The sequence below is a fragment of the Sulfitobacter sp. 1A12779 genome (assembly GCF_043557315.1).
Lineage (GTDB): Bacteria > Pseudomonadota > Alphaproteobacteria > Rhodobacterales > Rhodobacteraceae > Sulfitobacter > Sulfitobacter faviae.
The window spans coordinates 1-12,090 of the sequence record NZ_JBIFFU010000043.1; the positions used below are offsets into that span (position 1 = coordinate 1).

The window sequence follows — 12,090 nt, forward strand, 5'->3', positions numbered from 1 at the left end:
AGGTCGCTCATGTCACCGCTCCGTTTTCCGGGCCGTGAATCACGCAGCGCTTTGAAAATCAATGCATCCTGACCCTAGAAAGTTGCGGGGTACAGGATCACACGCGTGTCCAGCGGAACCATATCATACAACTGGACAATCTGATCGTTAACCAATCTGGCGCATCCGTTTGAAACGGCACTGCCAATAGTGCTTGGGTCATTTGTGCCATGCACACGTAAAAAGGTATCCCCGCGTCCCGGTTGAAAAAGGTAGAGGGCCCGCGCACCTAGAGGGTTGCTCAGACCGCCAGGCATTCCATTCCGAAACGGTCCATACTTTTTCGGTTCACGACGCAACATGCCCGGGGTCGGTGTCCAGCTGGGCCACTCCTTCTTTGCCCCCACATAGAATTCGCCTGCCTCGTAAAGGCCCGGGCGACCGATCCCGACAGCGTAGCGAATTGCAGTGTTATCGGGTTGGGTCCAGAACAGGGCAAACTGGCTTGGAACAACATGGATTTCGTATGGAGCGGAGCCCTCTGGAATGCTCACTACTTGAGGTAAATACTCCGGCGGTAAATCATACTTTGGCAGCACTACATGGGCTGAAACTGGCTGACTGGCCAAAGTGCCAACAGCCCCGGCGGCAAGGAGGAATTTTCTTCGATTCATGAAGCTGTGGCTTTCGAACGGTGAACGTTGAATGAACGCCGGTACACGAAAAAAGACTTTAACAAGTCATGCTAGGTGCGCGATCAGAACAATTTCACTTGTGTTCCTACCTCAGCCAAAGCGAACAGTTCTTTGATATGTTCGTTGTAAAGGCCGATGCATCCGTTCGACGATTGGCGGCCAATTTTCCGCGTGTCGCCCGTTCCGTGGACGCGGTAATATTGCCATGAAAGGTAGAGGGCGTGTGTACCCAAGGGGTTGTCTGGACCGGGTGGAAAATAGTCTGGCCAATCCGGATTGCGGATCTTCATCGAAGGCGTGGGGCGCCAGCTTGGTCCTTCCACTTTCTTGATAACGCTAGTGTATCCGCGTTTTGTCAGTTCTTCGGATTCCGGAACGCTCGACGGATACAGCTTATAAACACTTTCATCCTCTGACCAATATTGCACCGCTCGGGAATCAATGTCGCACAGGATTGCACCGTGGTTTAGATTATCGAAGTGATCCCGCCAGTTTGAGGTGCTGAAGGATGAAATATTGCGGCGCACTGGTGGCGTAGCAAGTGGTGCTGTGGTTTGCGCTGTTGCAACGCCTGCTCCTAGGAACACGCCACTTGCGGCCGCACCGAGCAGCGCTCCGCGACGTGAGATAAATGAGTCTTTAATTAGCTTCATGATCAATCCTTCGGTCGTGCCTCTTTCGCCTGGTTACAACCTTCACCCACTGGAGCTTCAAGCGATCAATTGTCACAAAAACGTGAGACGAATGGCTAACGAACGCTTTGGGCTGGAAAAGCCTTGTCGCATTCGAACGGAAAGTGGCTTAAACGATCATCTGGGGCGGCACTAAAGCGTGCCAGGTCAAGCCGGTGTCAGCCTCGACAAATGACCTATATTAGGTCAGCTTTCCACATGCGATACCTCCCGTGCCCCGTCACCTCGCGGATCAAACCGCTTGCCTCCATCCATGCGAGATTGCGCTGAACGGCGGCGCGGCTGGCTCCGGTCATGGCCTCAGCCATCGGGGCGGAGACCAAGGGCCATTCCGTGAAAACCTTTCGCAAGGCAACCGGCGTGCGGCCAGATAATTGCGCCATGACGTTTTCTGCCCGCCCGATCCACACTTCAATATCATCAAGTGTTCGCATCGCCGTTAGAATTGCGCTGTTCATCCCATCCAACCAGCGGGCCAAACGCTCGGGTGGCAAGCCCGAAACGCGCAGCCCCCCGGCCCCGGCCATAGCGAGCGGCGCGAAGATGGCACCGCTTCCATCGCTGGTCGCGATCCTGGACGCGGTGACGGCAGCTTCGATCTGGTCGCCGTGGCGTCCGAGGCCCGCCAAGCTCCACAGGTGATACCCCATGCACGCCCGCGTGATCGGGTGGAGACCCTTTGCGGCTGCCATGACGTCCAGCCACCCACCCGCGCGATCCTCGAAACGCTCAGCGCTGTCTTCAATGTTCTCGGGATCGCGGCGATCCAGGAAGGCGGCCAAGTCAGCTTTCGGTCCAGGACCGCCTGTTAGGCGCCGAACAGCCCATCCAACTCTTGCCAGTGCATTTGGGTCATCCTGTGCACCTGACAGCCGCATCGATATCCAGAGCGCCAGACGATCAGAACTCACCCGATCCCCTGCGAACCAGCTGAGATCCGCTGCCTCGATAAGAGCGAGGCGATGCCGCCAGCCTTCCGGGCCACGCAGCAGCCGGTCATCCAGAGCTCCCAGGCGTCCAGCCACTCTTGCCAGTCGCGCAGCGTGAACGCCTTCTGCTTTTGCCCAGTCTTCGACGACAGCAGTGTCGGGCGGTTCCGCCCGTGGCCCTGGAGGCAAATCATCCGGTTCTTCTTCAAGTGACCTAGGTAGAAACCAGAGATCGTCTTCGTGAGCCTCTTCATCCTCCTCGATGGTGATAAGGAGGTCGCCGTAATCATCAGTCAAAGAAGAGGCTTGCGTCATCTTGTGTGCAAAATACTGATTTTTTGCACATTGCCCAGGCGTTTTCGTGGCCGCTGCCTGCGCCATTTATATAGTACGCGCGCGCGACTGCAGGTGAAACCTCTCAGATCGCTTTCAGCGCAGGGAAACCAAAGGTTTTTGGACGAGCACGACGAGAGAGCACCTACTTGCATTTGGTTACAAACGGTCGTTTATTGGGGGTATATGAAACTGCAAAAGGCCTGCTTTGATGCCATTGATAGGCTACGCGCGCGTTTCAACCGAGGATCAGACCCCCCTGCCCCAGTCGCAGGCCCTGAAATCCGCAGGCTGCGCCGAGATCCATGAAGAACAGGCCTCGGGCGGCAATCGTGCGCGGCCGGTGCTTGCGCGGGTGTTGGAGCGCATCGGCAAGGGCGACACGCTGGTGGTCGTGCGGATTGACCGCCTCGCGCGATCCCTGTCGCATCTGCTGGAGGTGATCGAGCGGCTGGAGGCCAAGGGTGCATTCTTTCGTTCAATTCAGGACCCGATCGACACCGGATCCCCGCAAGGCAAGTTCACGCTGCAGGTCTTGGGCGCTGCGGCCGAGTTCGAGCGCGCCCTGATCCGGGAACGCACCAAGGCCGGCCTCGCCAGCGCGCGCACAAAGGGCCGCGTGGGCGGGAACCCTGGGCTGCGTGCCAAAGACCCTGCTGCTCTTCGCAAAGTGCGGCTGGCGCGACAGGACGGCTACATGGAGCGTTTGAACGAGACGGCACAAGATTGGGTGCCCCACGTGCGCCGGTTGCGACCCGGCTTGGCTTGGGAGGACGTGCTGCGCATCATCAACGGCCCCTTGCCCGAGGCGCGTCGCTGGACCCAAAGCCGTCTGCTGCGCGCTGTGAAGGCCTATGTCCGCGACGGCTTCCTGCCTACCGAGGTGCTGGCCCGCGCCGGGCGCCGCGAAACCGACGATCGCCTGCCTGCGATTGTTGCGGCCATCAAAGGTTCGGACCCGGATATCACGCTACAGGCGATCTGCGACCGGTTGGAAGCCATGCGTGAGCGGACTCCACGGGGACGGACCAGCTGGCAGCCTTCTTCCGTGAGGATGCTGCTGCAACGTGCGGAAAAGCTAGGATTGTTGGAGTAGTTTAGAGAGCAACGTTATCCCATAACCAATGAGATATCGCTCACCCCGTTGGCGAGCTCAGCAATCTGCAGGCTTCATTGATCGTATCTTCGAAAGGAGCGTCAAAGGGATATCACCTAGCACCACAGATCAAGCGCCTCGCAGCAGATCCTGCACGACCGATGGCTTCTTTGCGATCAAGGCCAGCAGGACTTGAGCAGGGCCCGTCGGGTGTCGACGCCCATGTTCCCAGTTCAAGAGCGTGCCCTTTGCTACTCCTATGCTTCGGGCGAATTCAGCCTGTGAGAGACCAGTTCTTTGGCGAACTTCGGCCACATCGACATCGACAACGGATACCTCATGGACCTTGGCGGCCGTCATGTTTCCATCTGCGAATGCCAAGGCCTCTTCCAGGCCTTTCGACACCGATTCAAATGCAGTCATGTTGCGTCTCCATATCTTGCGACAAGCGCTTTGCTCATTTCGACTGCCGCGGCTTGTTCAGCCTTGGACAGGTTGGCCTTTTCGTTCTTGGCAAAGACCGTGATCAAAAAGATCGGCATATGGTTCCCGCCAAATACATACAACGTCCTGAAACCGCCGCTCTTGCCGCCCCCAACTCTTGGGATGCGAATCTTTCGAAGCCCGCCGCCGAGAGAAACCCCATCATCAGGATTACCGGCAATGTAGTTGATTGCAGCCTCGCGCTCTTGTTCCGACATGATTGCTTTGGCGCGCCTTTGGAATTCGGGCAGTTCCACCACCGTCTGCAATCGTGTCATTCTAGGTTACCATTTATGCTTCGCTGACGTATAAGTCAATGGCACACGAACCGCGCTTAGCGCAACCCAATTTGTGCCACTCTTGGATATTGCCCAACTGACAGCGTTTCGACCAGATGCTTGAGGCAAGTGTAGATCGCAGCTCGAAAGCGTCGAGTGGCTTGGTCTTTCGGAAAACAGCCCTGTCATGACGTGCCAGAAGAATGGATGCGGTGTCCTACCGGCTGAACCCTGCATTCATCCGACACTTAAATACCCCTGCGTTCAGCACCTGGACACTGGTCCGGGAGATCGTCTGCAATTAGGTAGAAAACGGCATTCGCATCTGCGGACTCAGCGTTCATGCACCGCGTCGCGACACATACGCGTCTCCTTGGGCAGCTTGCCCCGAAACCGCTTCAGTGCTTTGAGGATTTCATCCACGCGAGGCTTACGCCGAACACGCACAGCACCATCGTCTTTGACTAGGTCGATCTCATCACCTTCCTTCAAGCCGAGTTCAAGCACAAGTTCGGCGGGCAAACGGACAGCTAGATAACTCCCCCATTTAACGACTTGCATCTTGTCCTCTCAAGGCATGGATAAAACAACGTTCAGTGTACATCCATCTCGCTCCACAAGCAAAGCCATCGCCCTGCAGGTTCGGCGACGGAAATGCGCCGATCCGCCATCGCAACGGAACCTGTTGTCGTCCAAAAAATTTGAAGAATCATTCGGTTCGCACTGGTTCGGCGGTACCATTGACCAATAATGCCTAGTCTGTTTCTCAGCAGGTAAGGTTCCCTTTTTCGAAGAAGCACTCCATTAGATCGAGTTTTTAATTATCAATTTCAATATCTTAACCAAGATCCGGCAGCTTGATTGAATTTGGTGCTGTGGATAACTTTTGCACTACATCTAGATTCTTCTTGCCGGACTCGCTGGATCGTGGCATTCCCATTCTGACGGCAAATTGCGTCAGACGCGGTGTACGTCGTCAAAATGATCAAGAGCCTTAACAGAGGCCAAGAGCGGGCGGCAGGATATGGATGATCGTAACGTTGGATATGCGCAAGGCATAGGCTCTTCTGACATCGGCACGTTTGCCGACAATCTGGCCGAGTCCTTGGATCGGCAGATGAAGATCGCCTTCGAACCCGAAGAGCGTAAAGCCTTGCGGCGTTTCAGCTCGACCGAAGTCGCCGGTCTCCTGCGCGTAAGCACGTCTAACCTGCGCAACCGGCACAAGGACGGTAGCTTCCCGGAAGTGCATACTGATAACCGCGGGCACCGGTTCTACACAGCCCAAGAAATGGACGAATTGCGCAATATCTTGGAGCGCACGGGAAGGAATGCCGAATCTTATCGGCCAGGTCGACGCGATGGCGACCGACTTCAGGTGCTATCTGTCGTCAATTTCAAAGGTGGTTCGTCGAAAACAACAGCGACGATACATCTTGCACAGCGGTACGCCTTGCGCGGCTACCGTGTTTTGGTCTTGGATCTCGATCCGCAAGCAAGTTTGACCACATTTTTCGGCTTTCGGCCCGAACTCGAGTTCGCCGAAGGCGGAACAATCTATGATGCTCTGAGATATGAGGATCAGGTTCCGCTCTCTGACGTGATCCAAAAGACCTACTTTCACAAGCTCGACATGGTTCCGGCTGGCTTAATGCTCTCGGAATACGAAACCGAGACAGCAAACGCGCTCGCCCGTCGGATGCAGCCCATTTTTGCGGAGCGCCTCGCCTTGGCACTCGAGGAGGTAGAGGCAAATTACGACATCGTACTGATCGACTGCCCTCCTCAACTCGGCTTTCTGACTCTCACGGCATTGGCGGCCTCTACAGGGCTCTTGGTGACGGTCGTGCCAGGCATGCTGGATATCGCTTCCATGAGCCAATTCCTGAAACTTGCGTCAGAAACGGTAAAGGCCGTTGAAGAAGCGATTGGACGCCGTGTGACATGGGATTTCGTCAAATTCCTGATCACAAGGTATGAGCCGTCAGATGGGCCACAGACCCAAATGGCTGGCTACCTGAGATCAATTCTCGCCGGCCAGGTCATGACTGAACCCATGCTGAAGTCTACCGCAATCTCTGACGCCGGAATGACCCAGCAGACCGTCTATGAAGTTGATCCCGGCCAGTTCATCAGGAAAACGATTGATCGCGCTCTGACCAGCGTGAACGGCGTTGCCGATGAACTGGAGCAGACGATCCAAATGGCATGGGGGCGTCGCTGATGGCCAGAAACATTTTCAACCAACCTCCGAAGGACGAAAAAGAGAGCGCGGCTCCCTCCCCTACCATGCAAAAAACTGCAAAGCTGCCCGGCTCTGTTGGCGGTTTGCGGGACTCCTTGCGCGAAATCACGGCCAATTCGATCCGGGACATCGAACCCGATCAGATTGACATGGATGGCCTTCGCGATCGGTTGGTGCTGGAAGATACGAGTATCGACGAGCTTGCCGAGAGCATTCGCAAGCATGGCCAACAAGTGCCGATCATGGTCCGCCCATCGGGCCAACCCGACAGATACCGCATCATCTACGGCCGCCGTAGACTGGCAGCGATCCGCAAGATCGGAGGAACGGTCAAGGCAATCGTTCGCACATTGGACGACGACGCCTCGCTTATCGCACAGGGTCAAGAGAACAACCTTCGACTTGATCCGTCTTTCATCGAAAAATCTTTGTTTATCAGGGAGATGCAGGAAATTGGGTACAAACCCGGCGTCATTCAGGATGCTTTGGGGTTAACCCGGCAAGGCGTGTCCAACCACCGGGTCGTTATCGATCAACTGCCTGATGGGCTTGTTCAGCTTATCGGGCCGGCACATGGCATCGGAAGACGGCAGTGGGGTGATTTAGCGGCCCTATCGGGAAAGGTAGACTTGGTGAATTCGGCCAAAGAGGTGATCGCCGCCCTGCCCGACGACACTCCAAGCCCCGAGAGATTTCAGGCGGTCTATTCTGCTTGCTCGCACAAGGCGCGTGCAGACAAAAAACCGACCAATCGCGGCGTGACGTCCGTCGTCAAGAATGAGAGCGGCGACACTGTCGGAACGCTGACAGTCGATCAGAAAGCGATCGCCATCAAGATCGCCAAAAAGGACAACCCGGAATTCGGCCAGTGGCTCGAGGAGCGTGCAGAAGCCGCGCTTTTGCAACTCTTCGATACTTGGCGGAATGAGAGCGGCTCTGGGTCTTAACCCAAGCCACATAGAGGAACCCGAGCAAAGGAGAAAAGCGAAGACCAGAAAGAAAAGAGCCCCCCAAAGTTTCCCCTGGAGAGCCCTCATCATTCGATTTGCACCCATGATGTAGCAACCTCCAGCAAACCGGTCAAGAGTCACCGATTCGGTGAACCGATTTTTATTGCCTTTTCCCAGATGAAATCTTGGGAGGAGACAGGGAAGCTGTGGGCCAAACGGTCATCGTGATCAAATCATGGCATTTACAAAACTATCAATTGAGGCTGCTGGTGCAGATGCATCATGCGGCTCAACTCCCGCATCTGAAATCGATATCTGGACCATCTTCCGGGCCCTGAGAGACGCGCGCAGCGTGTTCGGGCTTCGCCCTGGCCACATCCAGACCCTTCAAGCAATGCTCAGCTTTTTGAAACCTGGCCACGGCGAAACGGTTTTTGCGTCGAACAATTCAATCTGCCAACGAGTTGGCGGCATCGACGAACGGACACTTCGCAGGCACATCAACCGCTTCGTCGAACTCGGATTCATCAAGCGCAATGACAGCTCGAACCGAAAGCGCTACCGCGTTCGCTCATCCGGCGGGGAGTGCATCAGTTATGGATTGTCGCTTGCACCCCTGCTTCAACGTGCGAGCGAGCTCATCACCATCGCGCAAGAAATGGAGAATAACCGGCGGGATCGGATATTTGTCCGCAAACAGATCCTCACAAAGCTCGCCCATTTGGAAGAGCATGATCCCAACAACACGTTCATCAACCACGCACGAAAAACTCTACGCAGGAAGCTAAGCCTCCCCGAATACCGCGCACTGCTCTCCGACACGGACGCAGAATGCCAAAGTTTATCCACCCCGGATGATCCACCAGAAACAATGCAACTGCCCGCCAATGACGGACAATCTGTCCGGCATCAATCTAAGTCTGATGAAGAAAAAAAAGATTTAGATAGCAACGTAGGCAAAGAAGAACTGAAACCAGAATTACTAACTTCGGTCTGTGACCAGGCGACCGCATTCGCCACAGAAAAGCTTCGAGATTGGGTGGACATCGAGGCTCACGCTCGAAATCTTGCTCCAATGATGGGAATACACCCAGAAACGTTCGCGAAAGCAAAGAAGATTGTAGGAACGCAGAAAGCATCCTGCGCGATTTTCATCATGCTACAGCTAGGACAACGCATCAGGGATTTTGGAGCCTACTTTCACAGTATCACTCTGGGCCAACGTCAAACCCAATTTGATCCGGTCTCTCTGATTAAGCGCCTGTCCAAAACGAACAAGAGTCTCGCCTAGTGTCCACCGCGGTGGACGTCTGACCGGGAACCACGCTCATGACAGCTCCATCTCTCCGATCACCACAACGAGGTCACCCCGAGACCCGCCCAAGCGATGATGTACGATCGTTCGGCTAACCTCAGAACAAAAGATGTCCACCGCGGTGGACAAATTGGAGACCAAGCGGACATAGTGGTTCCAGCCGCCAATCGTTGCAGGATACAATCAGTTTTCTCTCGTTGTAATTCTAGCGCTCCACCGGCAGGTCACTATCTCCAAAGAGGTTTGGAAAGAGCCGCTCTCGATAATCCAACGGAAACGCCAACCGAACGGGTGTCTTCGGCGAGGCAGAGGTCAGGTATCCGGCGGCGGTCAGTTTACTCAGCGTGTTGCGAGCAGTACGCTCGGACGTCTTGAGCACAATCTGCGCGTCGCCTCGTTCCAGTGCGCCATGCCGAAGAACCGCCGAGATCAGTTCCGGCGCTCGCTTGTCATCGATGGTATCTGCAACAAGACGACGATACCGTTGGTCCAGTCGGCCGAGATCGAACAATCTTGCTGAGAAGGTGATCTGGTCAAGCGTCACCTTTAGGAACCATTCACTGAACGTCTTCAGTGCCGCTTCTGACAGGTTCCCCCGTCCGTCGCGGTCTCCGCGGCGTGGACTGTCGGCCAGATCCATCATCCGTTTGTACTCGCCCCGATCGGTTAGCCCGCGGGCCAGCCCACGTGATACGGACCAGAGCCCTTGGCCACCGATCCCCGCTGTGAGGGCCATTGCATGAGACATCAATCTGCTGACGCGCCCGTTGCCATCCGGGAAAGGGTGGATGTAGTTCAGCCGATGATGTGCAGAGGCGATCGCGATGATCCGTCCGCTCGAAGACCGCGCCGCAATCTGAAACCGTTTGTCGAAATGGTCCATGAATGCCGCGACCCGCGACGATGAAGGAGGTAGGTGGCGCCCGACCGCAACTTCCCGATCATCATCCTGGCGCATGCGTCCCGGAACGATGGGCTCTTGTGTGCCGTCGGGATGTTCGATGGCCCGAAACTCATCCGGCATCTCGTCGTAGAAGCTCTTATGGACCCAAGTCAGGAATTCGACGGATGTGGGGCGGGGCAGGGTGCCTATGCGATGCATCTCATCGATGGCCCGTTGAACGATGACGTGCGCCCGGGCCTCAAGGGCGAGGGGACGGGTTTCTTCCTCAAGCTCGGCACCAGCCAGCGCCCTTTCGATGTCGCGGGGGCGCGTGTTGTGTCCTTCGATCAGGTTGGAGTAATAGCAGTTCATCACACGGACGAGATCGGCAAGTTCGGCTGCGCTGTCAGGATGCAACCCTAGTCCCAGCCCGGTGGCTTCCCTCTGGATGTCGACCGAAAGGTCTGCCAGTTCTGTGGGAATATGCTCCTCGAAGAAGCAGGGTTCGATCCTGGCGGGTGTTTCCAGCATTTTTGCCGATCTTCCATGTTTGCAAAGTAATTGAAAAATAAACACATTTCGTACTTTCAAGCAAGGTTTTGCCGATATGCGTTGCCGATCTTGCCTGCCGATCTGGAATTGCTGCATGAAATCAATGGCTTCGGCAGAAGGGCCGGGCTTTTCGGTTTTGTTGTGTGCCCAAAGGGGCCGGAAAAAGAGAAAGTGTTCTTCGGGTTTTGTGACTGACGGATGAGGGTCCGGGCCGGGTTCCGGTCTGCCGTTCCGGATGAAGGGCATTCCTATGCAATCAGGTGTCTTGCGCGTGCTCCGCGCAACCGCCGCCTCCTGGTGGCGGCATAGAGAGCTGCGCCGAACTGGCCAGTCGGCGCGGGCGCGGCAGCTCGAACGCGAGACTGTCTTGCGTGATCTCGGCTATCTCAGGCAGGCGGCGACATTGCCGAATGCCCATGTAATCTGCGGGGATGGTGGGACATTCCTCCATCACGGTTGGACCACCGTGTCGACCTTCGCGCCGATCGAGCGCTTTCCCTTGGCCGCCCTCGCGGTCGCACTCGGGACGCCCTTCATCGAAATCCGACCCGTCACCGATGGCATCGGCTTCGCGAACCTGCCGCAAGTTACGCGGGACGGTTCGGTCGACCCGGACCGTTCGGGTGCCGGCAGGTCCGTCTCGCTGACCACCTACATCGACATGGTCGAAAAGCTAGGTGCCAGCATCACCAACGATCCGCGGCCCCGTCGGTCAATCTGATCTCCATTCCCTCTCACCAAAACTCGAAAGGACGCCAGCCATGGCCCGATCCCGCACGCCCAAATTCGATGCCTCCGAGTTCATCACCAACGAAATCATCCGTATCATCGAGCGCGGCGTTCTGCCTTGGCGCAAGCCCTGGACGGCTGGCGGTAGCTCCAGACCCTTGCGCGTGGGCGGTGAACCCTACCGGGGAGTGAACAACTTCCTGCTGACGATGCGGACCGTGATGGCGGGCCACAGCTCTCCCTTCTGGATGACGCTGCCGCAAGCCAATGCGTTGGACGCAAAGGTCCGCAAGGGCGAAAAATCCTCTGTCGTCGTTTATTACGGTCAAAGCCGGAAAGACGCGGGCGCAGATGAGCATGACCGCAGTGACGAGGATGATCACTCCGAGGAAGCCCGTATATTCCGCTTCCAGAAATCCTACCGCGTGTTCAATGCCTGCCAGATCGAGGGTTTGCCGGATAGCTTCCATCCCGAGCCGGACCCGGTGCTTGAGCATCCTCCGTCCGAGCCCATCCCGCACATGCAGGCGTTTTTTGACGCCATCGACATCACGACCGTCTTCACAGGAACAGAAGCGTACTATTTGCCGCCCGTGGACAAGGTCTACATGCCGTCCATCACGCGGTTCCAGGATCCGCGCAATTTCTACGGGGTCTGGGCCCATGAGCTGGCCCATGCCACGAAAGCCCCCCATCGACTGAACCGTGATTTCGGGTTCTCGAAGTTTGGCAACACGTCCTATGCGCGCGAGGAGATCGTCGCGGAATTGACCTCGGTGTTCCTGGGTCAGGAACTTGGCTTTACGGCGCATACGCTCGAGATGAATGCTGCCTACCTTCACAACTGGTTGCGCTAATGACGAGCTCGTCATTACCGCAGTTATCACGAGGACGGCATAATGCGGAGGAAGTCCGCCAATGCCCTTGTTTC

At 56.3% G+C, this 12,090-nt stretch carries 12 protein-coding genes and 1 pseudogene; 6 read left to right on the top strand and 7 right to left on the bottom strand.

Annotated elements, in window-relative coordinates:
• Nucleotides 1-74: 74 nt before the first annotated feature.
• From ACGYLQ_RS20055 to ACGYLQ_RS20065, 3 genes are all read right to left on the bottom strand, one after another.
• On the bottom strand, nt 75-653 hold the full coding sequence (locus tag ACGYLQ_RS20055; RefSeq protein ID WP_009815505.1) for a L,D-transpeptidase: 579 nt from the start codon (nt 651-653) through the stop codon (nt 75-77).
• An 83-nt stretch (nt 654-736) separates the two neighbouring features.
• The gene (locus ACGYLQ_RS20060; protein ID WP_088635923.1) at nt 737-1,327 is read right to left on the bottom strand and encodes a L,D-transpeptidase; all 591 of its coding nucleotides are present in this window, start codon (nt 1,325-1,327) and stop codon (nt 737-739) included.
• A gap of 215 nt (nt 1,328-1,542) precedes the next feature.
• Nucleotides 1,543-2,610 (bottom strand): hypothetical protein, encoded by a 1,068-nt coding sequence (locus tag ACGYLQ_RS20065; RefSeq protein ID WP_088635931.1) that lies wholly within the window; start codon nt 2,608-2,610, stop codon nt 1,543-1,545.
• A 229-nt stretch (nt 2,611-2,839) separates the two neighbouring features.
• Between ACGYLQ_RS20065 and ACGYLQ_RS20070 the strand changes: the two genes are divergently transcribed.
• A complete protein-coding gene (locus ACGYLQ_RS20070) occupies nt 2,840-3,724 on the top strand; it encodes a recombinase family protein (RefSeq protein WP_348414272.1) in 885 nt (294 codons plus the stop codon).
• Nucleotides 3,725-3,853: 129 nt separating this feature from the next.
• On the opposite strand, the gene ACGYLQ_RS20075 is transcribed toward ACGYLQ_RS20070, so the two are convergent.
• The 3 genes from ACGYLQ_RS20075 to ACGYLQ_RS20085 form a co-directional block, all read right to left on the bottom strand.
• On the bottom strand, nt 3,854-4,147 hold the full coding sequence (locus ACGYLQ_RS20075; RefSeq protein WP_067623059.1) for a DNA-binding transcriptional regulator: 294 nt from the start codon (nt 4,145-4,147) through the stop codon (nt 3,854-3,856).
• Entirely contained in the window at nt 4,144-4,485 is a 342-nt protein-coding gene (locus ACGYLQ_RS20080; RefSeq protein WP_067623056.1) for a type II toxin-antitoxin system RelE/ParE family toxin, read from the bottom strand. Before ACGYLQ_RS20080 ends, ACGYLQ_RS20075 begins: the two co-directional genes overlap by 4 nt.
• Before the next feature lie 333 nt (nt 4,486-4,818).
• Complete coding sequence (locus ACGYLQ_RS20085) at nt 4,819-5,046, bottom strand: AbrB/MazE/SpoVT family DNA-binding domain-containing protein (RefSeq protein WP_067623053.1); 228 nt, start codon at nt 5,044-5,046, stop codon at nt 4,819-4,821.
• A 463-nt stretch (nt 5,047-5,509) separates the two neighbouring features.
• On the opposite strand from ACGYLQ_RS20085, the gene repA reads away from it, so the two are divergent.
• The 3 genes from repA (at nt 5,510) to repC (ending at nt 8,971) form a co-directional block, all read left to right on the top strand.
• A complete protein-coding gene (gene repA, locus ACGYLQ_RS20090) occupies nt 5,510-6,709 on the top strand; it encodes a plasmid partitioning protein RepA (protein ID WP_067623045.1) in 1,200 nt (399 codons plus the stop codon).
• A complete protein-coding gene (gene repB / locus ACGYLQ_RS20095) occupies nt 6,709-7,677 on the top strand; it encodes a plasmid partitioning protein RepB (protein ID WP_236627298.1) in 969 nt (322 codons plus the stop codon). The genes repA and repB overlap by 1 nt, the downstream gene beginning before the upstream one ends.
• A gap of 238 nt (nt 7,678-7,915) precedes the next feature.
• Complete coding sequence (repC, locus tag ACGYLQ_RS20100; RefSeq protein ID WP_067623039.1) at nt 7,916-8,971, top strand: plasmid replication protein RepC; 1,056 nt, start codon at nt 7,916-7,918, stop codon at nt 8,969-8,971.
• Nucleotides 8,972-9,200: 229 nt separating this feature from the next.
• Here repC and ACGYLQ_RS20105 read toward each other — a convergent pair whose 3' ends face one another.
• Complete coding sequence (locus tag ACGYLQ_RS20105) at nt 9,201-10,409, bottom strand: Fic family protein (protein WP_067623036.1); 1,209 nt, start codon at nt 10,407-10,409, stop codon at nt 9,201-9,203.
• A gap of 256 nt (nt 10,410-10,665) precedes the next feature.
• Here ACGYLQ_RS20105 and ACGYLQ_RS20110 point away from each other — a divergent pair, with 256 nt between their 5' ends.
• Together ACGYLQ_RS20110 and ACGYLQ_RS20115 are read left to right on the top strand one after the other, a co-directional pair.
• Complete coding sequence (locus ACGYLQ_RS20110; RefSeq protein WP_082849303.1) at nt 10,666-11,151, top strand: hypothetical protein; 486 nt, start codon at nt 10,666-10,668, stop codon at nt 11,149-11,151.
• 40 nt (nt 11,152-11,191) lie between these two features.
• Nucleotides 11,192-12,013 (top strand): annotated as a pseudogene (locus ACGYLQ_RS20115) (ArdC family protein); the annotation flags it as partial.
• Nucleotides 12,014-12,090: the final 77 nt, after the last annotated feature.

Coding starts and splice junctions, on each gene's coding strand:
- ACGYLQ_RS20055 (WP_009815505.1), bottom strand. CDS start 653: ATGAATCGAAGAAAATTCCTCCTTGCCGCCGGGGCTGTTGGCACTTTG.
- ACGYLQ_RS20060 (WP_088635923.1), bottom strand. CDS start 1,327: ATGAAGCTAATTAAAGACTCATTTATCTCACGTCGCGGAGCGCTGCTC.
- ACGYLQ_RS20065 (WP_088635931.1), bottom strand. CDS start 2,610: ATGACGCAAGCCTCTTCTTTGACTGATGATTACGGCGACCTCCTTATC.
- ACGYLQ_RS20070 (WP_348414272.1), top strand. CDS start 2,840: ATGCCATTGATAGGCTACGCGCGCGTTTCAACCGAGGATCAGACCCCC.
- ACGYLQ_RS20075 (WP_067623059.1), bottom strand. CDS start 4,147: ATGACTGCATTTGAATCGGTGTCGAAAGGCCTGGAAGAGGCCTTGGCA.
- ACGYLQ_RS20080 (WP_067623056.1), bottom strand. CDS start 4,485: ATGACACGATTGCAGACGGTGGTGGAACTGCCCGAATTCCAAAGGCGC.
- ACGYLQ_RS20085 (WP_067623053.1), bottom strand. CDS start 5,046: ATGCAAGTCGTTAAATGGGGGAGTTATCTAGCTGTCCGTTTGCCCGCC.
- repA (WP_067623045.1), top strand. CDS start 5,510: ATGGATGATCGTAACGTTGGATATGCGCAAGGCATAGGCTCTTCTGAC.
- repB (WP_236627298.1), top strand. CDS start 6,709: ATGGCCAGAAACATTTTCAACCAACCTCCGAAGGACGAAAAAGAGAGC.
- repC (WP_067623039.1), top strand. CDS start 7,916: ATGGCATTTACAAAACTATCAATTGAGGCTGCTGGTGCAGATGCATCA.
- ACGYLQ_RS20105 (WP_067623036.1), bottom strand. CDS start 10,409: ATGCTGGAAACACCCGCCAGGATCGAACCCTGCTTCTTCGAGGAGCAT.
- ACGYLQ_RS20110 (WP_082849303.1), top strand. CDS start 10,666: ATGAAGGGCATTCCTATGCAATCAGGTGTCTTGCGCGTGCTCCGCGCA.